Source organism: Pseudomonas sp. B12(2026), from assembly GCF_057767015.1.
In genome coordinates this window covers 1,172,095-1,193,370 of the sequence record NZ_CM173430.1, presented here as the reverse complement: position 1 = coordinate 1,193,370, position 21,276 = coordinate 1,172,095, and the positions used below count along the sequence as shown (strand labels likewise).

The following is a 21,276-nucleotide window of genomic DNA, read 5'->3' as shown; positions in this document are numbered from 1 at the left end:
TTCTCTGGCGGGGTGCCGCGTCATAGGTGTCCATCAGCGCGACATCCCGCTGCTGGCCCGGCGCTGGTCGAAGCGGCCGTCCTCGAGGAAATAGAACTCGCCGAACCCGGGGTCGTACTTGCGCAGGCCCTCGCCGGGCAGCGTCGGCAGCGCCGCGCTCGCCGCCAGCGGCTGGACCAGGTGCGGGGTGACGATCATCAGCAGCTCGCGGTCGTCCTTGTCCAGGTTCGAGGAGCGGAACAGCGCGCCGATCACCGGGAGGCTGCCGAGGAAGGGGAACTTGTCGATGTTGCTGATGGTGCTGCTGCTGATCAGCCCGCTGATCACGAAGCTCTCGCCGTCGGCCAGCATCACGCTGGTGTCGGTGCGCCGCACGGTCAGGGCCGGCACCGCGATGTCGTTGGTGCGGATGCCGCTGGAGAAGTCCAGCTCGCTGACTTCCGGCGCCACTTTCAGGGCGATGCGCCTGTCGTCCATCACCGTGGGGGTCAGGGTCAGGCGGACGCCGAATTCCTTGTACTGGATGGTGATGGTGTCGTTGTTGCCGTTGGGCACCGGGATGGGGAACTCGCCGCCGGCGAGGAACGAGGCGCTCTGCCCGCTGGTGGCCACCAGGCTCGGGCGTGCCAGGGTGTAGGCGAAACCGCTGCCCTCCAGGGCATTGATGAAGCCCAGCCACTTGCTGCTGCCGCCGCCCCAGATGATGTTGAAGCCGCCGTTGGCGGTGCCGAAGGTGCCCCCCAGGTTGCCCGCGCTGTCCAGCTGCAGGCCGCCCAGGCTGCCCGGCGAGCCGAGCACGAAGGTGTTCGAGCCGCGCCGCACCAGCGAGGTGCTGGCCTGCTTGAGCTTGCTGCGGCTGACTTCGACGAAGCGGATGTCGGTCTGCACCTGGTTGGACAGCCCGGCGGCGAGGTTGCCCGGCACGCCGCCGGCATCGGCGATCGCCCGCGAGCCGACGCGCACCACGCTGCTCATCGGCTGGTCGCTGCAGGGGGTCCAGATCAGCAGGCTGGTCAGGCCCTCGGCCTTGCCGGTGATGAGGAAGTCACGCTTGTCGACCACCTGCACGTCGGCGATCTCCGGATCGCCGATGGCCAGGCGCTTGATCGGCACCGGCAGCTGCTGGTCGAGCTGGGCGCCCTGCTGGACGTCGAGGGTCAACTGCCGGCCGGAGAATCCGGCGCAGGCGCTCGGCACCGCCTGCGCGGCCGAGTGGACGGCACAGGCCAGCAGCGCGGCCAGCGACAGGATGAGGCGCTTGGGCATCGATGCGCTCCTTGCTCAATGTGCTTCGCGGGTAACGGTGGTACCGCGGTAGACCACGACGCCCGGGCTCACCGCCGACGCCGGAACCTGCCGCACGGCGGGCGCCGGACGGGCCTTGCCGAGCAGTTGTTCGAGGGTGACCGGCTGGCTGCCGGCGGCATTCAGCGAGGCCTGGATATAGCCGCCCTGCTGCTCCTTCTCGTAGAGGTTCTCGTCCTTGCTGCGCACCGCCAGGCGCAGCGAGCCGGCCTGGCTGGCCAGCATCAGGCGCGCGGCGGCCTCGGCCGGCACGGCCAGCACCGCGGTGCGCGGCGGGCGCGGGGTCTTGTCCTTCGGATCGCCGCCGTTGCGCACCTGGCCGTCGCGGGCGACGGCGATCTGCTCGCCATAGGTGAGGACGCGCACTCCGGGCAGCACCACCTGGGCGCTGAGGACGCGGTCGGTGCTCTGCTGGTCCTGGACGAACAGCATGACGTCGACGTAGTCGCCGGGGAGCACGAAGCCGCCGCCGCCGATCACCTCGTCCACCGCGATGGCCATGGCCCGCTCGTCCGGGCGGATGGTCCGCGCCAGCGGCCCGCCCGGCTCCACCAGCGCGGCGGAAACGATGCTGCCGGCCGGCACCGCGACCCACACGCGCTGCCCGACCAGCGCCTCGGGCCTGGGGTAGCTGCCGGCCGGGGCGGTGTGCAGCAGCTCGATGGCGAGATCGTCCTTGCCGATCACCGTCAGCGCCGCGAGGTCGCGCCGCGCCACCACCACCGGCGTGCGTTGCAGCTTGTCCGCCTCCGCCAGCGCGGCGGGCGCCACCTCCTGCGCCGCGCCGGCGACCGGCGCCGCCGGCTTGCCCAGCGACAGTCCCAGATATCCCACAACCCCTGCGCACAACAGCAACAGCCCGGCGAAAACCATCAGCACCTTGCTATTCATGTCCACATCCTTGGCGTTATCGGGACGCGTGGACCCAAGGTCCACAGCCTGATCGGAAGTCACAACACCGGCAGCACCGGCATACGTCCTTCAGACCCTTGTCGTTATTTCGGCCGCCTGGGGAAATTCAGAAATAACCTTTCCGCATAATGGCCAACTGCTTGTTCCAAAGCAGAATTTAGTTGCTGCGGTAATAGCGTCAAATGCCGGCGATAAATTTCCAATCCTCAGTTAGTTCTACTTCGCCATGACTATAACTTTTGTATTAGTGCCATTTGATCAATTGCATTCCGCCATGCCGGGCCTAGCCTGACGGTGAAGTCGGGGCGCCGCCCCGGTGGTGCTGCAAGGAGCAACCGCGATGAACCTGAATATCAAAGACCTGAGTCTGAAGTTCTACTGCAAGGCAAAAGCGCTACTGACCGAACGGGAAGGTGCAACCGCTATCGAATATGCGGTAATTGCCGGGTTGATCGCGGTGGTCATCATTGCCGGGGCACGTAGCCTCGGACTTGATATCAACAGCATGTTCACCAATATCAGCAACGCGCTGCCAAGCGGGACACCAGCTTCGGAGTAAGCGGAAAATACACTTCCGCAACACAACCAAAGAACTTCCTCCCGGCTGCAATTCGTTGCGGCCGGGCGTATGTCCATATTCAAGTTAAAGTCTTCGAGCAAACGGCCGATACATCCTGCCTATCCCTTCGTTTCACCTGCAGGATGCTTTTCCAATGCTTCGCTCGCTGTCCTTCGCCAGGAAGATTCTTCTGGCGGCCTCCCTCGTGGTCATCTTCGCCTTCGCCTGCTTCATCCTCTTCAACGACTTCCGCCAGCGTCAGGCCATCCAGGCCGACACCGAGACCTCCCTGCACCAGATCGGCAGCCTGACCGCCAGCAATATCCAGAGCTGGCTGGAAGGCCGCATCCACCTGGTGGAAATGCTCGGCGCGCAACTGGGCGAAGCCGACCCCAGCGCCGAACGCATCCTGCACCTGCTGGAGCAACCCGCGCTGCAACGGAACTTCCTCTCGGTCTACCTGGGCGAAGCCGCCACCGGCGTCTTCACCATCCGCCCCTTCTCGCCCATGCCCGACGACTATGACCCGCGCCAGCGCAGCTGGTACAAGGGCGCCGTGGCGGCCGGCGGGCTGGTCGTCACCGAGCCCTTCCTGGATGCCGGCACCAAGGAGCCGATCCTCGCCATGTCCATGCCGGTCATGCGCAACGGCCAACTGCTCGGCGTGGCCACCGGCGACATGAAGCTGGAGACCATCACCGGCATCATCAACTCGCTGAACTTCAACGGCGACGGCTACGCCTTCCTGGTCAGCGACGCCGGCAAGATCCTCATCCACCCGGATGTCGACAAGGACTTCAAGAATCTCGCCGAGGTCTACCCGCGCGGCACCCCGCAAGTCCGCCCCGGGGTCCAGGAAGTCGTCGCCGACGGCCGTACCCAGCTGGTCTCCATGACCCATGTCGAAGGCCTCCCGGGCGCCAACTGGTATGTCGCGCTGGTGCTCGACAAGGACGCCGCCTACGCCATGCTCAGCGACTTCCGGACCTCGGCCATCATCGCCACGGTGGTCGCCATCGTCGCCATCCTGCTCCTGCTGGGCATGCTCATCCGCGTGCTGATGGCGCCGCTGACCGACATGGGCCGCGCCATGCAGGACATCGCCCAGGGCGACGGCGACCTCACCCAGCGCCTGAAGGTCGCCAGCAACGACGAGTTCGGCGTGCTGGCCAACGCCTTCAACCGCTTCGTCGAGCGCATCCACGAATCGATCCGCGAAGTCGCCTCCACCGCGCGCAGCCTGCACGACGTCTCGCAGCTGGTGGTCAACGCCTCCAACTCGTCGATGAGCAACTCCGACGAGCAGGCCAACCGCACCAACAGCGTCGCCGCCGCGATCAACGAACTGGGCGCCGCCGCCCAGGAGATCGCCCGCAACGCCGCCGATGCCTCGCACCACGCCACCGACGCCTCGCACCAGGCCGGCGACGGCCGCCAGGTGGTCGAGCAGAGCATCAGCGCGATGAACCAGTTGTCCGACAAGATCAGCTCGGCCTGCGCCAACATCGAGGCGCTGAACAGCCGCACGGTGAACATCGGGCAGATTCTGGAGGTGATCAAAGGCATCTCCGAGCAGACCAACCTGCTGGCGCTGAACGCCGCCATCGAAGCCGCCCGCGCCGGCGAGGCCGGTCGTGGCTTCGCCGTGGTCGCCGACGAGGTGCGCAACCTGGCGCACCGCGCCCAGGAGTCGGCGCAGGAAATCCAGAAGATGATCGAGGAGCTGCAGGTCGGCGCCCGCGAGGCCGTGGATACCATGACCGAGAGCCAGCGCTACAGCCTGGAAAGCGTGGAGATCGCCAACCGCGCCGGCGAGCGCCTGGCCAGCGTCACCCACCGCATCGGCGAGATCGACGCGATGAACCAGTCGGTGGCCACCGCCACCGAGGAACAGACCGCCGTGGTCGACTCGCTGAACATGGACATCACCGAGATCAACACGCTGAACCAGGAAGGCGTGGAAAACCTCCAGGCCACCCTGCGCGCCTGCGCCGACCTGGAGAACCAGGCCGGCCGCCTGCGGCATCTGGTGGACAGCTTCCGCATCTGATCGGTGCGGCAATGAAAAAGGCGCCTTCGGGCGCCTTTTTCGTTCGCGAGCAAGCTCGCTCCTACAGGTCAGGTCGAGCCTGGCTTGCTCGCTGGCAACCAACCTGTCTCACCGCTGAAACACCCGCGTCAGAGCCACGCCTACCGTTCGTCCGACTCTTTCAAGCTTCCCTGGGCCGCGCCGAAACCAAGGGTGAAGGCCCCTGATACCACCAACAAACCGGGCCTGTCGTCACCGCCGGGACAAGGGAGTTCCGGCCACGCCCGCACGGCTATCCGCCGCGCCGGCGCCGTCCGTTTCACACCACGGGGACGGACGTTCCACGGCGACATCGGACCTGTCGCCCGGACCGCCGCCGTTCAGGCATCCCACTACTTCCGGATTCGACGCAGCATGATCAAGAGCCTGAAATTCAGCCATAAGATCCTCCTGGCCGCCTCGCTTGTTGTTTTCTCCGCTTTCGCCCTCTTCACCCTCTACAACGACTACCTGCAGCGCAACGCGATCCGCGAGGATCTCGAAAACTACCTGCGGGAAATGGGCGACGTGACCGCCAGCAATATCCAGAACTGGCTGAGCGGCCGGCTGCTGCTGATCGAGAACACCGCCCAGACCCTCGCCCGCGACAGCTCGCCGGAACACCTCACCGGCCTGCTGGAGCAGGACACCCTGCACAAGACCTTCATGTTCACCTACCTGGGGCAGGAAGACGGCGCCTTCACCATGCGCCCCAACGACGCCATGCCCGACGGCTACGACCCGCGCACCCGCCCCTGGTACAAGGACGCCCTGGCCGCCGGCGGCACCACGCTCACCGAGCCGTACATCGACGCCGCGACCCAGCAACTGATCATGACCGTGGCCACCCCGGCCCGCGCCGGCGGCAAGACCCTGGGCGTGGTCGGTGGCGACCTCGGCCTGCAGACCCTGGTGCAGATCATCAACTCGCTGGACTTCAGCGGCATGGGCTACGCCTTCCTGGTCAGCGGCGACGGCAAGATCCTCGTGCACCCGGACAGGAACCTGGTCATGAAGTCCCTGGCCGACGTCTACCCGCGGAACACGCCGAAGGTCGGCGCCGGCTTCAGCGAGGCCGAGAGCAACGGCCAGACCCGCATCCTCAGCTTCACCCAGGTGAAGGGGCTGCCCTCGGTGAACTGGTACATCGGCCTGTCCATCGACAAGGACGCCGCCTACGCCATGCTGAACAAGTTCCGCACCTCGGCCATCGTCGCCGCGGTCATCGCCATCGTCGCCATCCTGCTCCTGCTGGGCATGCTGATCCGCGTGCTGATGACCCCGCTGACCAACATGGGCCGCGCCATGCAGGACATCGCCCAGGGCGACGGCGACCTCACCCAGCGCCTGAAGGTCGCCAGCAACGACGAGTTCGGCGTGCTGGCCAACGCCTTCAACCGCTTCGTCGAGCGCATCCACGAATCGATCCGCGAAGTCGCCTCCACCGCGCGCAGCCTGCATGACGTCTCGCAACTGGTGGTCAACGCGTCCAACTCATCGATGAGCAACTCCGACGAGCAGGCCAACCGCACCAACAGCGTCGCCGCCGCGATCAACGAGCTGGGCGCCGCCGCCCAGGAAATCGCCCGCAACGCCGCCGATGCCTCGCACCACGCCACCGACGCCTCGCACCAGGCCGGCGACGGGCGCCAGGTGGTCGAGCAGAGCATCAGCGCGATGAACCAGCTCTCCGACAAGATCAGCTCGGCCTGCGCCAACATCGAGGCGCTGAACAGCCGCACGGTGAACATCGGGCAGATTCTCGAAGTGATCAAAGGCATCTCCGAGCAGACCAACCTGCTGGCGCTGAACGCCGCCATCGAAGCCGCCCGCGCTGGCGAGGCCGGTCGTGGCTTCGCCGTGGTCGCCGACGAGGTGCGCAACCTGGCCCACCGCGCCCAGGAGTCGGCGCAGGAAATCCAGAAGATGATCGAGGAGCTGCAGGTCGGCGCCCGCGAGGCCGTGGACACCATGACCGAAAGCCAGCGCTACAGCCTGGAAAGCGTGGAGATCGCCAACCGCGCCGGCGAGCGCCTGGCCAGCGTCACCCACCGCATCGGCGAGATCGACGCGATGAACCAGTCGGTGGCCACCGCCACCGAGGAGCAGACCGCCGTGGTCGACTCGCTGAACATGGACATCACCGAGATCAACACGCTGAACCAGGAAGGCGTGGAAAACCTCCAGGCCACCCTGCGCGCCTGTGCCGACCTGGAGAACCAGGCCGGCCGCCTGCGGCATCTGGTGGACAGTTTCCGCATCTGATCGGTGCGGCAATGAAAAAGGCGCCTTCGGGCGCCTTTTTCGTTCGCGAGCCAGCTCGCGCCTACAAGACTCGCCCCGACCTGTAGGAGCGAGCTTGCTCGCGAACCGCCCGGCGACAATGCCTCAGGGTGAATCGCTTTCGTAGGAGCGGATCTCATCCGCGAAGGGCGGGCACAGCCCGCCCCCCCCTCAGCGCCGCTTGCTCCCGCCCAGCAACGCCCCCATCAACCCGCGCACCAACTGCCGACCGATCTGGTTGGCCGCCTGCCGCACCACGGTCTTCGCCGTCTGGCTGGCCAGGGTGCCGAGCAGCTCGCCGGCCAGTCCGCCGAGGTCGCTGCCGACACCCTTCTCTTCGGGTTTTTCCTGGGTCGGCGCCATCTTGTCGTCGGCGCGGCCGGTCAGACGCTCGTAGGCGGATTCGCGGTCGATCGGCTGGTCATAGCGGCCGGCCAGCGGCGAACGGCGGATCAGCTCCGCGCGCTCGGCGTCGCTCAGCGGGCCGATACGCGATTGCGGCGGCGCCACGGCGACGCGCTGGACCATGGCCGGCGTGCCCTTCTCCTCCAGCGTGCCCACCAGCGCCTCGCCGATGCCCAGCTCGGTCAGCACCGCAAGGGCGTCGAACGCCGGGTTGGGACGGAAGCCGTCGGCCACCGCGCGCAGCGACTTCTGCTCCTTGGCGGTGAAGGCGCGCAGGCCGTGCTGGATGCGCAGGCCCAGCTGCGCCAGCACGTCGTCTGGCAGGTCGCTCGGCGACTGGGTGACGAAGTACACGCCCACGCCCTTGGAACGGATCAGCCGCACCACCTGCTCCAGGCGGTCCTGCAGCGCCTTGGGCGTGCCGTTGAACAGCAGGTGCGCCTCATCGAAGAACAGCGCGAGGACGGGTTTGTCGGCGTCGCCACGCTCGGGCAGCTGCTCGAACAGTTCCGCCAGCAGCCAGAGCAGGAAGGTGGCGTAGACCTTTGGCGCCTCGTGCACCAGCTTGCTGGCGTCGAGCAGGTGGATGCGCCCGCGACCGTCGGCCTCGGGGCGCAACAGGTCTTCCAGTTGCAGCGCCGGCTCGCCGAAGAACTCCTCGGCGCCCTGCTGCTCCAGCAGCGCCAGGCGCCGCAGCAGGGCCTGGGAGGAGGCGCCGGTGAACAGCGCGCGGTCCTCGCCGAGGATTTCCGGGTGCTCCTTGAAGTGGTTGAGCAGCGCCTTGAGGTCCTTCAGGTCGAGCAGCAGCAGGCCTTCGCGGTCGGCCACCTTGAACGCGGCGAACAGCGCCGCCTGCTGGCTTTCGGTCAGCTCCAGCAGGTTGGCCAGCAGCAGCGGGCCCATTTCCGACAGCGTGGTGCGCAGCGGGTGGCCGGTCTTGCCGGCGACGTCCCAGATGCTCACCGGGTAGGCCTGCGGCTTGTGGTTCAGCCAGGGCATGCTGGCGATGCGCTCGGCCACCTTGCCCTGCGGGTTGCCGGCGGCGGCGATGCCGCACAGGTCACCCTTGATGTCGGCGGCGAAGACCGCGATGCCGGCGTCGCTGAAGGATTCGGCCAGGCGTTGCAGCGTGACCGTCTTGCCGGTGCCGGTGGCGCCGGCGATCAGGCCGTGGCGGTTGGCGAGCTTCCAGGGCTGGCCGACCGGCTGGCCGTCGGGACCTGCGCCAATGATGAGTTCGTTCGTTGCTGGCATCCGTCATTCCCCTGATATGGATGGTCGCGATGGTTCGTCCACCAAGACTGGCGCGTCACGCTGCACTGTGCAAACCGGCGCGCTCAGACCTTGAAGACATGCTTGAGGTAGTGGAGGAAATTCTCGTCCCTGCACTGGGTCTTGCCCGGCGTGTCGGAAATCTTCGCCACCGGCTGGCCGTTGCAAGCGGTCATCTTCAGCACGATGTTCATCGGCACGACGCCGGGCACATCGCAGGTGAAATGGGTGCCGATGCCGAAGCTGACATCGATGCGGCCGCGCACCGCCCGGTAGATTTCCAGGGCGCGCGGCAGGTTCAGGCCGTCGGAGAACACCAGGGTCTTGCCGCGCGGGTCGATGCCCAGGTGCTCGTAGTGACGGATGGCCTTTTCCGCCCACTCCAGCGGGTCGCCCGAGTCGTGGCGCAGGCCGTCGAAGAGCTTGGCGAAATACAGGTCGAAATCGGCCAGGAAGGCATCCATGGTGATGCAGTCGGTCAGGGCGATCCCCAGCAGGCCGCGGTATTCGCGGACCCAGCAGTCCAGCGCGGCGGCCTGGCTGTCGATCAGCCGCGGGCCGAGCTGCTGGTGCGCCATCAGCCATTCGTGGGCCATGGTGCCCAGCGGCTTCACCCCCAGCGTGCGCGCCAGGTGCACGTTGCTGGTGCCGACGAAGTGGCCGGGGAAGCCGTCGCGCAGGTCGCGCACCACGGCTTCGTGTACCGGATAGGAGAAGCGCCGGCGGGTGCCGAAGTCGGCCATCTTGAAGCCGGCCAGCTCCTCGGCGCTGGCTTCGCCGCGCAGCCAGTCGAGCTTCTCCTGCAGGCGATCGCGCACGGCGGCCAGCGAGGCCCCCGGATAACGGTGGCGGTTGCGCACTTCGCTGATGGTCGCCAGCAGCGGCACCTCGAAGAGGATCACGTGCAGCCAGGGGCCCTTGAGGCGGAGGAAGAATTCGCCATTCTCGACACCCAGCTGCACGTAGCAGGGGTTGAAGCGGAACAGGCCGAGGAAGCGGATGAAGTCCGGCGTGAAGAATGGAATGCGTTCGAGGAAGGCCAGCTCCTGGGGCGCGAACGACAGCTCCGACAGGTGCTCGATCTGCTCGCGCACGGGGTCGAGGTAGGCGCGCAGGTCCTCCTCGTTGCGGCAGCGGAACTCCCACTCCACTTCGGCGTTGGGGTAGTTGTGCAGCACCGCCTGCATCATGCTCAGCTTGTAGAAGTCGGTGTCCAGCAGGTTCTGCACGATCCGCCGGGAAAATGCGCTGTCGCTCATGCTCGTCTCGTCGCAGGCTTCGAAGCAGCAGTCTAACCCGCCGCCCACAAAAAACCCCGCCGAAGCGGGGTTCTCGTCAGATACGCGAAGTCAGCGCGATTGCGCGACTCCACCCTGCGACATGCCGAACAGGAACAGCAGCAGGTCCTTGTCGGGACTCGCGACCTGTTGCTTGGCACGCATGTTGGGCGGCATCGGACAGGCGTCCAGATCAGCCCTGGTGGAAACGACCGAGGGGGAGGGTTCATGCCAGGCTGCCGCAGCCAGGGTCGCCACCCCGAGCGCGCCGAGCAGGAGCAAACTTCGCGTAACTTCTAATTTCATGTCTGCAACCCTTTGATGGCGCTGCCAAACGCCGCTTGGTAACCATAGACAAACGCCTGCCACTGCGCTTCTGTCCACGACGAACGGCGTTTCACCTGGCGGAGGTCATGACGCGCGGCGCGCTGGGCGCTGAAGCGTCGGCGGGCCTTCTCCAGGTCGATCAGTGCCACTTCGATCCTGTCGCCGTCCACCCGCACGAAGACGTGCTTGAGGTACAGGCAGCCATGCTGCCAGTGGCCGGCGTTAAGTTTGGCGAGGGTACTACCGTATTGTTGCAGAATTCTTTGGTGCAACGCTTCGCCCCAGCGTTCGCGGTCGCCACGGGCGTAGCAGTCTTCCAGGCTGGAGAAACCGTCGAGGGATTCGGTGACCAGCAGCGCCTGCCATTCGCCGTTGACCTTGCGGCAACCGGCGTAGACCAGGGTCGGCACCTTCACGCCCAGGGCCTCGGCGGCCTTCAGCGCGTCACGCTCGCGGATGGCGGTGGGAAAACCGAAGGGATGCAGCAGATCGCGGTAGATGTGCCCCATCTGCTGCTTGCGGTACAGCAGGCGTCCGTCGGCTGTCAGGACACGCTGCACACCGCTTTCGCCGCCGCGCCGCCGATTCGGTTCCTCTACCCATTTGCCGGGAATCTGCAACCAGCGATCGATGGCGTTTTCACCGGAAATTTGCTGCAGAGATGCCAGATCAGCGGACATCGTTACTCCTTACGCAGAATGTAGACCCGCCACATGTGGATGAACGGGACGAAATCGATGTGATCCTGAACCTTGAAACCCGCTTGGCGGAACTCCGCCTCGATGGTCTGGGCCGGAATCACGAAACGGTTCTGGTAGGCGTGCTTCTTGCGGGAGGCTTCGGCGCGCTTGCGTTTCCAGGACTTGAAGTTGCCATCCACCCACATCGACAGGATCACCGAGTCACGGGTGACGCGGTGGAACTCGCGCAGCATGGTCCGTCGGTCGTCCGCCTCGCCGATGTGGTGCATCAGGCGCATCGAGAAGATGCTGTCGACGGCGTTGTCCGGCAAATCGATGGCAAACGCGGAAGTGTGCAAAGGCCGAACGCGTTTTACAACCTCTTCCGGCTGGCCGGCGCAGGCGACGGCGATCATGTCCGGCGAGTTGTCGGCGCCGATGATCACGCGGTTTTCCTTTTCGGCCAGCATCGGCCAGAAGCGTCCGGCGCCGCACGGCAGGTCGAGCACCAGATTGGGCTGACCGGCGAGCTTGAGCGCCTGGCGGGCTACTTGCACATCCCGCCAGTGGGAAAGTTTCCGCGACAATCCGGCCTGGTGCTTACGCAGATAGCGTTCGGCGTGCTCGCGGTCGTATTTCTGGGAAAACTCCAGGTCGACGGGTTTTTCGCTCATCGGATGCATACCTATCCATATGTCGGGTAGAACGATAAGAATCAGCCTGTCACAGGCCGGTCATGCACTTGTGAATATTTCGTCAAGCGACGGCCAGGCGGACCTCGAAACGGCAGCCATGCGGCTCGACCGGACACAGGCTCACGTCCCAGCCTTCAGAAGCGCAGATCCGCTTGACCAGCGACAATCCCAGCCCAAGCCCCTCGCCACGCGGGTTTGCGCCACGCACGAAAGGTTGGAACACGAGCTCGCGCTGCTCTTCGGGAATGCCCGCGCCGGTATCCTCGACAGAAAATCCGTCCGCGGAAAGTTGTAAGCGGATGCTGCCGGCTTCGGTGTAATGCATGGCATTGCGCAATAAATTGCTCATCACCGAGCGCAGGAACGGTGCGTTGAAATGGCCGGGCATGGCCTCCGCACCCTCGAACTCCAGGCGCAGGCCTTTCGCCTCGATCGGTCCGCGCCATTGCGTGACCAGTTCCTCGGCGATCCGCTGCAACCCCGACTGCGGAACTATGCCCATGTCCTTGCGCTGCGCGCGCGCCAGCAACAGGAAGGTCTGCACCAGGTCGCGCATTTCCTCGCAGGCGCTGGTCATCCGCGCCAGCTGGCTGCGGGCCCTGGCGCTCAGGCCGGGCTCCTCGGCCAGCAGTTCGCAGCTGGTGGCGATCACCATCAGCGGTGTACGCAGTTCGTGGCTGACGTCGCTGGTGAAGAGCTTTTCCCGGGTCAGCACGTCGTGCAGGCGGCCCATGGCGTAATCGAAGGCGGCCGCCAGTTCACCCACTTCGTCGTTGGCATAGTCGGGCGCCATCGGCGGCGCCAGCTCCAGCAGTTGGTCACGGTGGCGGACCTGTCGCGCCAGGCGGGCCACCGGCTCCATGACCTTGCGCGAGAGCAGCCAGCCGAGCAGGCCGGCCAGGGTCAGGCTGAGCACGTAGCCGGTCACCACGGCGGCGTAGAGCACCTGCTCGCGCGCCTCGAAATCGCTCTGGTCCTGCAGCAGCACGAAGCGCCGGCCGCCTTCATCGTGGACCAGCGCGTGGAAGGACAATTCGCCGTCGAAGACTTCGTGGAAACCGTTGTCCAGGCGGCGCAGCGCCGGCGGCATGGCATAGACGCCGACGCCGTCGCTGATGAAGAAGCGCATGCCGGGATCGAGTTTCGGGACCTGCCCGGTGCTCAGGTCCTCCTGCAGGATCCGGTCGAGCTCGCCGCCCAGGTCGTGGGAGATCAGGCGCTCCTCGACGACGTGGACCACTCCGACGATCCCTACCGAAAAGAGTCCGCCGACCGCGGCAGTCATGAGTACGAAGGCAAAGACAATCCGTCGGGAAAGGCTCTGCTTATACTCCATTCGCTTCCTCCGCCAGGCGGTAGCCGACGCCATGCACGGTATGCAGCAGCGACGAATCGAAAGGCTTGTCGATCACCTGGCGAAGCTGGTGGACATGGCTGCGCAGGCTGTCGCTGTCGGGGCAGTCGTCACCCCAGACCGCCTCTTCGAGCACATCGCGGCGCACCACGTGGGGGCTCTTCTGCATCAGCACCGCCAGCAGCTTCAGGCCGATGGGGTTGAGCTTGAGCGGCTTGCCGCTGCGGCTCACCTCCAGCGTGTCGAGGTTGTAGCTCAGTTCGCCGACCTGCAGCTCGCGGCGCCCGCCGCCCTGGCTGCGGCGCAGCACCGCCTCGATGCGGGCGGCCAGCTCCGACAGGGCGAACGGCTTGAGCAGGTAGTCGTCGGCGCCGGAGCGGAAGCCCTGCAGGCGATCGTCCAGCTGGTCACGGGCGGTGAGCATGATCACCGGGGTATCGCGCCGGGCGTCTTCGCGCAGCCGGCGGCACAGCGTGAAGCCGTCGAGCCCCGGCAGCATGACGTCGAGCACGATCAGGTCGTAATGGGAAGTCGCTGCCAGATGCAGCCCGGAAAGCCCGTCCTGCGCGCAATCCACCGTGTACCCCTTGAGTCCGAGGTAGTCGGCCATATTGGCCAGAATGTCCCGATTGTCTTCAACCAACAGAATGCGCATGTGCTCTCCTCCGAAGTGCACCCTAGCCTATATCCCTTAAATGGAACTTAAGCCGGTTTGACGAAAATTTCACAATCGATTGACAACGGAGCAACACCCACGGGAGCAAAATACTGGCCCCCTTGCGGCATCATCCACCGGCAGGAAGCCGTGGTCCGCAGTACCTTCCCGGAGCCTCCATGTCCGACTCGATCACCTCGCCTCGCTCTCGCCCGCTGAATCTCTGGCTGGTCCTGGCCCTGCCCCTGGCGGTGGCCGCCCTGCTGCTGACGTTCGAGCCGGTGACCCTCGACCTGACGCTCGCCCAGTGGATGTATCGCCCCGGCGAAGGCTTCGTCGGACGCCACAGCTGGTTCCTCGAGGACATCCTGCACGACCGCGCCAAGCAGCTGGTCATCCTCCTCAGCGTCGCGGCGCTGGTCGCCTGGCTGGTCGGCTTCGTCTACGCGCCGCTGCGCAAGTACCGCCGGACACTGGGCTACCTGGTGCTGGCGATGGGCATCGCGGCGAGCATCGTCACGCCCCTGAAGGTGCTCACCGCGGTGCAGTGCCCCTGGGACCTGGCGCAGTTCGGCGGCAAGGAAACCTACAGCTCGCTGCTCAGCCCGCGCCCGGCGACCGACCACCCGGGCCGCTGCTGGCCGGGCGGACACGCTTCCTCGGGGTTCGTGCTGTTCGCCCTGTACTTCGCCCTGCGTGACCGCAGGCCGCGCCTGGCGCGCTACGCCTTCTGGTTCGCCCTGGGCCTGGGGAGCGTGTTCTCCGTGTCGCGCATGCTGCAGGGTGCGCATTTCCTCTCGCACAACATCTGGACGGCGGTGTTCGACTGGCTGATCTGCCTGGGCTTCTACGCGCTGTTGCTGTACCGGCCGAACCGGCAGCCGGGCGCGGAAGCGTCCGCCGGGGCGACGGCGGCGGACGGCCGCTGAGCGCGGCTCAGCCTTCCTCGCCGAGGACGCCGAACTCAATCGGCGTCTTCACGTAGAACAGCCTGACACCGGCCTGGCGGATCACCGCGAAGATCCGCTCGGATTCCTCTTCGGTCACCGCCATGGTGACCTCCTGCGGCTGGTCGGCCAGTTCGAAGAAGTGCGCGTAGTGAATCCGTCCGGTCTTGCCGAACCCTTCGCTCGCGCTGATCAGCGTCGCGCCGCGCACGCCCTGGCGCCGCGCTTCCTCCAGCAGCCACTGGGCCAGCGGCAGGCCGGCGTGCTTGCGGTCCTGCTGGGTGAAAAACTTCAACTGGAAACCGTTCATCTCTTCCTCCCGAGGCCTGCGGCCTCTCTATCGCTGGCGCCTAGCGGCCCATCAGCCAATGCACCGACCAGAGTCCGACCAGGGTCATCAGCAACGAACCGACGAGGTGCGTGGCGATGGTTCCCATCGCCCAGGCCAGCCGTCCCTGCTGCAGCAGCACCACGACTTCGGCGGAGAAGGTCGAAAAGGTGGTCAGGCCACCGCAGAAGCCGGTGATGACCAGCAACCGCCATTCTGGCGCCAGGCCGGGCGTGTTGGCGAAGAAGGCGATGGCCGCGCCGATGATGTAGCCGCCGACCAGGTTGGCGACCACCGTGCCCGGCGGCATGGAAGGCAGCAGCGAGTTGAGCTTGAGCCCGAGCACCCAGCGCAGCAAGGCGCCAAGGGCGGCTCCGATGGATACGGCGAGAATGGGTTTCCACATGATCCTGTCCTGGGGAGTGGGGGGGCTGGACAGGCTGCAGGCGAGCGCCTACGCACCTTTCCAGGTCTATGCGTAGGCATCATCAGCCACGAGGGCGGTTGAAGGAGGAATGCCATCTCCTGCCGCGCATACTGGCATAACCCACACGCATGAAAAAGCCCCGCCTAAGCGGGGCTTCTTCTTACAGCCGGTGCCGGGTGGCTTACATCATGCCGCCCATGCCACCCATGCCACCCATGCCGCCCATGTCCGGCATGGCCGGAGCAGCCTTGTCGTCGACCACTTCGGCAACCATGGCCTCGGTGGTGACCATCAGGCCGCCGATGGAGGCAGCGGCTTGCAGAGCCGAACGGGTGACCTTGGCCGGATCGAGGATACCCATCTCGATCATGTCGCCGTACACGCCGGTGGCAGCGTTGTAGCCGAAGTTGCCCGAACCCTGCTTGACCTTGTCGACCACCACGCTCGGCTCGTCGCCGGAGTTGGCAACGATCTGGCGCAGCGGAGACTCGACGGCGCGACGCAGCAGGGCGATACCGACGTTCTGGTCTTCATTGTCGCCCTTCAGGCCTTCGATGGCCTGCAGAGCACGAACCAGGGCAACGCCGCCGCCAGGAACCACGCCTTCTTCCACCGCGGCACGGGTAGCGTGCAGGGCGTCTTCGACGCGGGCCTTCTTCTCTTTCATCTCGACTTCGGTGGCAGCGCCGACCTTGATCACGGCAACACCGCCGGCCAGCTTGGCCAGACGCTCTTGCAGCTTCTCGCGGTCGTAGTCCGAGGAGGTCTCTTCGACCTGCTTGCGGATCTGCAGGACGCGGGCTTCGATGTCAGCCTGGGCGCCGGCGCCGTCGATGATGGTGGTGTTTTCCTTGCTCAGGACCACGCGCTTGGCGTTGCCCAGGTGCTCCAGGGTGGCGCCTTCCAGGCTCAGACCGACTTCTTCGGAGATGACGGTACCGCCGGTCAGGATGGCGATGTCCTGCAGCATGGCCTTGCGGCGGTCGCCGAAGCCCGGAGCCTTGACGGCCGCGACCTTGACGATGCCACGCATGTTGTTGACGACCAGGGTAGCCAGGGCTTCGCCTTCGACGTCTTCAGCCACGATCAGCAGCGGACGGCCGGCTTTGGCGACGGCTTCCAGGACCGGCAGCATTTCGCGGATGTTGGAGATCTTCTTGTCGACCAGCAGCAGCAGCGGGCCGTCGAGCTCGGCCACCATGGTGTCCGGCTTGTTGATGAAGTAGGGGGACAGGTAGCCGCGGTCGAACTGCATGCCTTCGACGACGGACAGTTCGTTTTCCAGGCCCGAGCCTTCTTCAACGGTGATCACGCCTTCCTTGCCGACTTTCTCCATGGCTTCGGCAATGATGTTGCCGATGGATTCGTCGGAGTTGGCGGAGATGGTGCCGACCTGGGCGATGGCCTTGGTGTCGGCGCACGGCTTGGCCAGGTCCTTCAGCTGGGCAACGATGGCCACGGTGGCCTTGTCGATGCCGCGCTTCAGGTCCATCGGGTTCATGCCGGCAGCGACGGCCTTCAGGCCTTCGTTGACGATGGCCTGGGCCAGGACGGTAGCGGTGGTGGTGCCGTCACCGGCAGCGTCGTTGGCCTTGGAGGCAACGTCTTTCACCAGCTGGGCGCCCATGTTCTCGAACTTGTCCTTGAGTTCGATTTCCTTGGCGACGGAAACGCCGTCCTTGGTGATGGTCGGAGCGCCGAAGCTCTTGTCCAGGATGACGTTGCGGCCTTTCGGGCCGAGGGTGGCCTTGACGGCGTCGGCCAGCACGTTCACGCCGACCAGCATTTTCTTGCGAGCGGAATCGCCGAACTTAACTTCTTTGGCAGCCATGTTCTCTTTCCTCTAAATCGAATTCAGTGGGGGGTGGGGGCGGACTGGATCAGTCTTCCAGGACGGCGAGGATTTCGGACTCGCCCATCACCAGCAGCTCTTCGCCGTCGACCTTGATGGCGTTGCTGCCCGAGTACGGGCCGAATACCACCTTGTCACCCACTTTCACTGCCAGAGCGCGAACTTCGCCGTTGTCCAGCACGCGGCCGGCGCCGACGGCGACCACTTCACCGCGGTTCGGCTTCTCGGCTGCGGAACCCGGCAGCACGATGCCGCCTGCGGTCTTGGTCTCTTCCTCGCTGCGACGGATGACGACGCGGTCATGCAGAGGACGAAGCTTCATAGTCGTAACTCTCCCAAACAGTGATTTCCAACGGCCGGATCGATGCCCGGCGGGTTTTGTTGAATCCGGCGGGGCCGGTTTGCGACCCGGTTGGCGAGTCGCGTAAAGAGCAGCCTGTCCGTGTGACAGGGACCTTGCGGTGTCCGAAACATAAGGCCGCCGCAGGGCATTTCAAGTGTGCGAAGAAAAAAATTTTACTCGGCAGGGCGGCGCCCACGGGCAGCCGGGGCCGCCCAAGGCTCAACGCAGACGGTCGCGGTCTTCCTCGCGGCGCTGGTATTCGCCTTCGATCACGTCGGGGCCGCCACGCTGCTGGGCGGCCGGATCGTCGGCGAAGGCACGCCGGCGCATGGCCTGCTCCTGCATGCGCCGGCGCACGCGGCCGAGCATCAGGCAGCGGGTGAAGGGAATCAGGCAGAGGATGCCGATGACGTCGCTGATGAAGCCCGGCAGCATCAGCAGGCCGCCACCGACGGCGATCATCAGGCCTTCGAGCATTTCCTGCTCGGGCAGCTCGCCGCGGGCCATGCGCTCGCGGGCGCGCAGCGCGGTGGCGACGCCGGCCACGCGCAGCAGCGCGGCGCCGATGAAGGCGCTGGCGACGATCAGCAGGAGGGTCCAGCCCACGCCGATCACGCTGCCGACCTTGATCATCACGGCCAGCTCGATCAGCGGGAACAACAGAATCAGAAACAGGGGAACGCGCATCGATGAATCCTTGGCGGGGCACTTGCCCGGATAACAGGCTAGGTGGCGACGCCCCGCCCGGATTTCAAGGGATAGCTCAAGGGATGATTCAGGCCTGGATCACTTCATTGCCCGGCCAGGCGTCCGCCCGCGCCAGTTGCACCAGCGCCTGGCGCACCTCGCCGGGATCGCTGCACGGCGCGGGGAACGGCAGCCAGTGCAGGGCCTGGCCGATGCGCAGGTGGAAACCTTCGGTATCAATTCCCGCCAGCTCCGGCGTGGCGTCGCCCGGCAATCCGGCCAGTTCGACATAGTGCGCCACGGCATTGGCATGGTCGCTGTTCATGTGCCCGACCATGCCCCGCTCCACCTCGCCGACGAAGGGATTGGCCAGCGGCACGCTGTCGGCGCCCAGCCAGTGGATGTCGCCGAAACCGCCGATGAAGCGCCATTGCACCGGTTCCAGGACCCAGAAATCGAAGTCATGGACGATGTGGTAGTCCTGCGCACCGGGGAAATAGCGGTAGTAGCGCTCGGCAGCGGCGGCGATGGCGTCGACGTCCTCGAGCTGCCGCGCCTCGGCCAGCAGGGTCAGGCGGCCGGCGGCCTGGATATCGGAGGCGCCGCGTTCGCCGATCAGCAGCGAGCACTTGGCGTCGAGCTGCAGGTTGTGGGTGTGCTGGGCGATGCGGCTGATCAGGATCAGCGGCCGGCCGGTCTGGTCCAGGCAATACGGCACCACCGAGCCGAAGGGGAATCCCGGCCACTTTTTCGAGTGGGTGGAGAGAACCGCGCGGTATTCCTTGAGCAGCATTTCTCGGGCATGCTTGGCAGCTTTCACGCTCACCTTCTGACTCCTCGCAAAGAATCCGTCGCAAACGGACGGGCAGGATGACTCTGTTCACAGCTGCCGGCGAGGCATTTCACCAGTAACTGCTCGTGGGGTTCTTCAGATGCAATTGAAAGACAAGGTCATCATCATCACCGGCGGCTGTCAGGGCCTGGGCCGAGCCATGGGCGAGTACCTCGCCGGCAAGGGCGCACGCCTCGCGCTGGTCGACCTCAACCGTGAAAAGCTGGACGATGCCGTGGCCGCCTGCAAGGCCGCCGGCGGTGACGCCCGTGCCTATCTGTGCAACGTCGCCGACGAGGAACAGGTTACCCACATGGTGGCCCAGGTCGCCAGCGACTTCGGCGCCATCAACGGCCTGGTCAACAACGCCGGCATCCTGCGCGACGGCCTGACCATCAAGGTCAAGGACGGCGAGATGACCAAGATGAGTCTGGCCCAGTGGCAGGCGGTGATCGACGTGAACCTGACCGGCGTGTTCCTCTGCACCCGCGAGGTCGCCGCGAAGATGATCGAGCTGAAGAACGAAGGCGCGATCGTCAATATCTCCTCCATCTCCCGCGCCGGCAACATGGGCCAGGCCAACTACTCCGCGGCCAAGGCCGGCGTCGCCGCCGACACCGTGGTGTGGGCGAAGGAACTGGCGCGCTATGGCATCCGCGTGGCGGGCGTGGCGCCCGGCTTCATCGAGACCGACATGGTCGCCAGCATGAAGCCCGAGGCCCTGGAGAAGATGACCTCCGGCATTCCGCTCAAGCGCCTGGGCAAGCCGCTGGAAATCGCCCACTCGGTGGCCTACATCCTCGAGAACGACTACTACACCGGCCGCGTGCTGGAGCTGGACGGCGGCCTGCGTCTGTAATCCGCCCGCCCATGAAAAAGCCCCGCCATGCGCGGGGCTTTTTCATTTGGTTCCCGTGGGAGCGGAGCTTCTCCGCGAAATCCCGGCGAAGCCGGGACAGTTGTTGTGGCCGGCCTTGCGGCCGGATCGCGGATAAGATCCGCTCCTACGACAGCGCCATCACGCCAGCGCTACCAGCCGACACCAAGGCCCAGGGTATAGCGGCGCTCGTTGACGTCACCGTCGTGGCCACTGAGCTTGTCCCACTCCGCTTTCATGCTCAGCGACGCCCAGGAGGTCAGCTTGTAGCGCAGGCCCGCCTCGCTCTCCAGCTCGTAGTCGACGTTGGACTCCAGCGGCTTGCTGACCTCGCCATTGGTGAACAGCTCGAACTGCTTGGCCAGCAGGTAGCGGTTGTAGTCCCACTTCACGCTGCTGGAGTAGAAGTGGTCCTTCTCGTGATCGGCGAATTCGTAGTCGTTGCGATTGATCAGGGTGGCCAGGGAGAAGGCGCCCAGTTCGTTGTCCCAGAACTGGTAGCCGGGGCCGGTACCGATGGTGCGCTTCTTGCTCAGGTCCTCGACCCAGTCGCGCTTGTACTGCGCCTGCCCCTGCCAGAACCAGTGCTCGTCGAGGAATCGGTCCAGCGCGTATTCACCCGAGTAGTTGTTGGTGCTGACCGAATCGTCCTTCTTCTCGCGGTTGTACTCGCCCTGCAGGTTGTGCCGCCAGCGGCCGTGGCGGGCGTTGGTCCTGAAATCGACATCGTAGTCCTCGACATCGTTCTCGCTCTGCTTGTGGTCGAGGGAGAAGTCGACGTTGCCGGACCACACCCAGTCCTCGACGATCGGCCTGGGCGGCATCATCTGCTCGATGCTGGCCACGTCCACCGTGCGCGGCGAACCGTTGACCAGGGTGACCTTGCCCGGCTCAGCCGCCCTGAGGCCCTTGGAGTGCTCGCCGGTTTCCTCGTCGTACTTCACCAGCAGGTTCTGCTCGGTCTCGATGGTGGCGATCTGGTCGCCCTTCAGGGCGATCTCCCCGCCATAGGCGGTGCTCAGCAGCAGTCTGCCGCCGTCGTAGAGCTTGATGGTGCCGGTGAGGCGGTCGCCGTTCTTCAGCCAGACGGTGTCGGCAACGGCGGAGAGTGAACAACTGGCAAGGGCAACGAACAGCAGGTTTCTGGACAACATGGCTCAGGATGAACGGCTCTATGGGCAAAAAGCCGGG

Annotated in this window: 21 protein-coding genes and 1 riboswitch; of the genes, 5 read left to right on the top strand and 16 right to left on the bottom strand. The window is 65.6% G+C overall.

The window, feature by feature from the left end:
- Nucleotides 1–33 precede the first annotated feature (33 nt).
- Nucleotides 34–1,266, bottom strand: a complete 1,233-nt coding sequence (locus tag AC3B6A_RS05640; protein WP_488401308.1) for a type II and III secretion system protein family protein — start codon at nt 1,264–1,266, stop codon at nt 34–36.
- Nucleotides 1,267–1,281: 15 nt separating this feature from the next.
- Nucleotides 1,282–2,196: a Flp pilus assembly protein CpaB gene (gene cpaB / locus AC3B6A_RS05635; protein ID WP_488401307.1), complete on the bottom strand. Its 915-nt coding sequence runs from the start codon at nt 2,194–2,196 to the stop codon at nt 1,282–1,284.
- Between the two features lie 373 nt (nt 2,197–2,569).
- Here cpaB and AC3B6A_RS05630 point away from each other — a divergent pair, with 373 nt between their 5' ends.
- The 3 genes from AC3B6A_RS05630 to AC3B6A_RS05620 all read left to right on the top strand — a co-directional run bounded on the left by AC3B6A_RS05630 (nt 2,570) and on the right by AC3B6A_RS05620 (nt 7,109).
- Nucleotides 2,570–2,776, top strand: a complete 207-nt coding sequence (locus AC3B6A_RS05630) for a Flp family type IVb pilin (protein ID WP_488403527.1) — start codon at nt 2,570–2,572, stop codon at nt 2,774–2,776.
- Between the two features lie 154 nt (nt 2,777–2,930).
- On the top strand, nt 2,931–4,826 hold the full coding sequence (locus AC3B6A_RS05625; RefSeq protein ID WP_488401306.1) for a methyl-accepting chemotaxis protein: 1,896 nt from the start codon (nt 2,931–2,933) through the stop codon (nt 4,824–4,826).
- Nucleotides 4,827–5,219: 393 nt separating this feature from the next.
- Nucleotides 5,220–7,109, top strand: a complete 1,890-nt coding sequence (locus tag AC3B6A_RS05620; protein WP_488401305.1) for a methyl-accepting chemotaxis protein — start codon at nt 5,220–5,222, stop codon at nt 7,107–7,109.
- A gap of 189 nt (nt 7,110–7,298) precedes the next feature.
- Here the strand turns inward: AC3B6A_RS05620 and AC3B6A_RS05615 are convergent, their stop codons facing one another.
- From AC3B6A_RS05615 to AC3B6A_RS05585, 7 genes are all read right to left on the bottom strand, one after another.
- Nucleotides 7,299–8,786 (bottom strand): helicase HerA-like domain-containing protein, encoded by a 1,488-nt coding sequence (locus AC3B6A_RS05615; RefSeq protein ID WP_488401304.1) that lies wholly within the window; start codon nt 8,784–8,786, stop codon nt 7,299–7,301.
- An 83-nt stretch (nt 8,787–8,869) separates the two neighbouring features.
- Nucleotides 8,870–10,063, bottom strand: coding sequence for a nicotinate phosphoribosyltransferase (gene pncB / locus AC3B6A_RS05610; RefSeq protein WP_488401303.1), 1,194 nt, complete (start codon nt 10,061–10,063; stop codon nt 8,870–8,872).
- 90 nt (nt 10,064–10,153) lie between these two features.
- The gene (locus AC3B6A_RS05605) at nt 10,154–10,387 is read right to left on the bottom strand and encodes a hypothetical protein (protein WP_488401302.1); all 234 of its coding nucleotides are present in this window, start codon (nt 10,385–10,387) and stop codon (nt 10,154–10,156) included.
- On the bottom strand, nt 10,384–11,088 hold the full coding sequence (locus AC3B6A_RS05600) for a lipopolysaccharide kinase InaA family protein (RefSeq protein ID WP_488401301.1): 705 nt from the start codon (nt 11,086–11,088) through the stop codon (nt 10,384–10,386). The genes AC3B6A_RS05605 and AC3B6A_RS05600 overlap by 4 nt, the downstream gene beginning before the upstream one ends.
- A 2-nt stretch (nt 11,089–11,090) precedes the next feature.
- Nucleotides 11,091–11,762: a class I SAM-dependent methyltransferase gene (locus tag AC3B6A_RS05595; protein ID WP_488403525.1), complete on the bottom strand. Its 672-nt coding sequence runs from the start codon at nt 11,760–11,762 to the stop codon at nt 11,091–11,093.
- An 82-nt stretch (nt 11,763–11,844) separates the two neighbouring features.
- A complete protein-coding gene (locus tag AC3B6A_RS05590) occupies nt 11,845–13,119 on the bottom strand; it encodes a sensor histidine kinase (RefSeq protein WP_488401300.1) in 1,275 nt (424 codons plus the stop codon).
- Nucleotides 13,109–13,792, bottom strand: a complete 684-nt coding sequence (locus tag AC3B6A_RS05585; RefSeq protein ID WP_488401299.1) for a response regulator transcription factor — start codon at nt 13,790–13,792, stop codon at nt 13,109–13,111. Before AC3B6A_RS05585 ends, AC3B6A_RS05590 begins: the two co-directional genes overlap by 11 nt.
- 179 nt (nt 13,793–13,971) lie before the next feature.
- Between AC3B6A_RS05585 and AC3B6A_RS05580 the strand changes: the two genes are divergently transcribed.
- Entirely contained in the window at nt 13,972–14,721 is a 750-nt protein-coding gene (locus tag AC3B6A_RS05580) for a phosphatase PAP2 family protein (protein WP_488401298.1), read from the top strand.
- A 7-nt stretch (nt 14,722–14,728) separates the two neighbouring features.
- Here AC3B6A_RS05580 and AC3B6A_RS05575 read toward each other — a convergent pair whose 3' ends face one another.
- The 6 genes from AC3B6A_RS05575 to AC3B6A_RS05550 all read right to left on the bottom strand — a co-directional run bounded on the left by AC3B6A_RS05575 (nt 14,729) and on the right by AC3B6A_RS05550 (nt 19,202).
- On the bottom strand, nt 14,729–15,049 hold the full coding sequence (locus AC3B6A_RS05575; protein WP_488401297.1) for a putative PII-like signaling protein: 321 nt from the start codon (nt 15,047–15,049) through the stop codon (nt 14,729–14,731).
- 40 nt (nt 15,050–15,089) lie between these two features.
- A complete protein-coding gene (crcB, locus tag AC3B6A_RS05570) occupies nt 15,090–15,473 on the bottom strand; it encodes a fluoride efflux transporter CrcB (RefSeq protein ID WP_488401296.1) in 384 nt (127 codons plus the stop codon).
- Nucleotides 15,474–15,539: 66 nt separating this feature from the next.
- Nucleotides 15,540–15,602: riboswitch (Fluoride riboswitch) on the bottom strand.
- Between the two features lie 73 nt (nt 15,603–15,675).
- Entirely contained in the window at nt 15,676–17,325 is a 1,650-nt protein-coding gene (gene groL / locus AC3B6A_RS05565; protein ID WP_488401295.1) for a chaperonin GroEL, read from the bottom strand.
- Nucleotides 17,326–17,374: 49 nt separating this feature from the next.
- Nucleotides 17,375–17,668 (bottom strand): co-chaperone GroES, encoded by a 294-nt coding sequence (locus AC3B6A_RS05560; protein WP_009617968.1) that lies wholly within the window; start codon nt 17,666–17,668, stop codon nt 17,375–17,377.
- Between the two features lie 240 nt (nt 17,669–17,908).
- A complete protein-coding gene (locus AC3B6A_RS05555) occupies nt 17,909–18,376 on the bottom strand; it encodes an FxsA family protein (RefSeq protein ID WP_488401294.1) in 468 nt (155 codons plus the stop codon).
- Between the two features lie 88 nt (nt 18,377–18,464).
- Nucleotides 18,465–19,202, bottom strand: a complete 738-nt coding sequence (locus AC3B6A_RS05550; RefSeq protein ID WP_488401293.1) for a HugZ family pyridoxamine 5'-phosphate oxidase — start codon at nt 19,200–19,202, stop codon at nt 18,465–18,467.
- Between the two features lie 106 nt (nt 19,203–19,308).
- Between AC3B6A_RS05550 and AC3B6A_RS05545 the strand changes: the two genes are divergently transcribed.
- Nucleotides 19,309–20,067 carry an SDR family oxidoreductase gene (locus tag AC3B6A_RS05545; RefSeq protein ID WP_488401292.1) on the top strand — a complete coding sequence of 253 codons (759 nt, stop codon included), beginning with the start codon at nt 19,309–19,311 and terminating at the stop codon, nt 20,065–20,067.
- Nucleotides 20,068–20,237: 170 nt separating this feature from the next.
- Here the strand turns inward: AC3B6A_RS05545 and AC3B6A_RS05540 are convergent, their stop codons facing one another.
- Nucleotides 20,238–21,239 (bottom strand): DUF481 domain-containing protein, encoded by a 1,002-nt coding sequence (locus AC3B6A_RS05540; RefSeq protein ID WP_488401291.1) that lies wholly within the window; start codon nt 21,237–21,239, stop codon nt 20,238–20,240.
- Nucleotides 21,240–21,276 lie beyond the last annotated feature (37 nt).

What these genes read in the sequence shown, in the direction of transcription:
- AC3B6A_RS05625 (WP_488401306.1), top strand. Translation starts at nt 2,931, where the DNA reads ATGCTTCGCTCGCTGTCCTTCGCCAGGAAGATTCTTCTGGCGGCCTCC.
- AC3B6A_RS05560 (WP_009617968.1), bottom strand. Translation starts at nt 17,668, where the DNA reads ATGAAGCTTCGTCCTCTGCATGACCGCGTCGTCATCCGTCGCAGCGAG.
- AC3B6A_RS05620 (WP_488401305.1), top strand. Translation starts at nt 5,220, where the DNA reads ATGATCAAGAGCCTGAAATTCAGCCATAAGATCCTCCTGGCCGCCTCG.
- AC3B6A_RS05615 (WP_488401304.1), bottom strand. Translation starts at nt 8,786, where the DNA reads ATGCCAGCAACGAACGAACTCATCATTGGCGCAGGTCCCGACGGCCAG.
- AC3B6A_RS05575 (WP_488401297.1), bottom strand. Translation starts at nt 15,049, where the DNA reads ATGAACGGTTTCCAGTTGAAGTTTTTCACCCAGCAGGACCGCAAGCAC.
- AC3B6A_RS05580 (WP_488401298.1), top strand. Translation starts at nt 13,972, where the DNA reads ATGTCCGACTCGATCACCTCGCCTCGCTCTCGCCCGCTGAATCTCTGG.
- AC3B6A_RS05585 (WP_488401299.1), bottom strand. Translation starts at nt 13,792, where the DNA reads ATGCGCATTCTGTTGGTTGAAGACAATCGGGACATTCTGGCCAATATG.
- AC3B6A_RS05540 (WP_488401291.1), bottom strand. Translation starts at nt 21,239, where the DNA reads ATGTTGTCCAGAAACCTGCTGTTCGTTGCCCTTGCCAGTTGTTCACTC.
- groL (WP_488401295.1), bottom strand. Translation starts at nt 17,325, where the DNA reads ATGGCTGCCAAAGAAGTTAAGTTCGGCGATTCCGCTCGCAAGAAAATG.
- AC3B6A_RS05640 (WP_488401308.1), bottom strand. Translation starts at nt 1,266, where the DNA reads ATGCCCAAGCGCCTCATCCTGTCGCTGGCCGCGCTGCTGGCCTGTGCC.
- AC3B6A_RS05590 (WP_488401300.1), bottom strand. Translation starts at nt 13,119, where the DNA reads ATGGAGTATAAGCAGAGCCTTTCCCGACGGATTGTCTTTGCCTTCGTA.
- crcB (WP_488401296.1), bottom strand. Translation starts at nt 15,473, where the DNA reads ATGTGGAAACCCATTCTCGCCGTATCCATCGGAGCCGCCCTTGGCGCC.
- AC3B6A_RS05545 (WP_488401292.1), top strand. Translation starts at nt 19,309, where the DNA reads ATGCAATTGAAAGACAAGGTCATCATCATCACCGGCGGCTGTCAGGGC.
- AC3B6A_RS05555 (WP_488401294.1), bottom strand. Translation starts at nt 18,376, where the DNA reads ATGCGCGTTCCCCTGTTTCTGATTCTGTTGTTCCCGCTGATCGAGCTG.
- AC3B6A_RS05605 (WP_488401302.1), bottom strand. Translation starts at nt 10,387, where the DNA reads ATGAAATTAGAAGTTACGCGAAGTTTGCTCCTGCTCGGCGCGCTCGGG.
- AC3B6A_RS05595 (WP_488403525.1), bottom strand. Translation starts at nt 11,762, where the DNA reads ATGAGCGAAAAACCCGTCGACCTGGAGTTTTCCCAGAAATACGACCGC.
- cpaB (WP_488401307.1), bottom strand. Translation starts at nt 2,196, where the DNA reads ATGAATAGCAAGGTGCTGATGGTTTTCGCCGGGCTGTTGCTGTTGTGC.
- AC3B6A_RS05600 (WP_488401301.1), bottom strand. Translation starts at nt 11,088, where the DNA reads ATGTCCGCTGATCTGGCATCTCTGCAGCAAATTTCCGGTGAAAACGCC.
- pncB (WP_488401303.1), bottom strand. Translation starts at nt 10,063, where the DNA reads ATGAGCGACAGCGCATTTTCCCGGCGGATCGTGCAGAACCTGCTGGAC.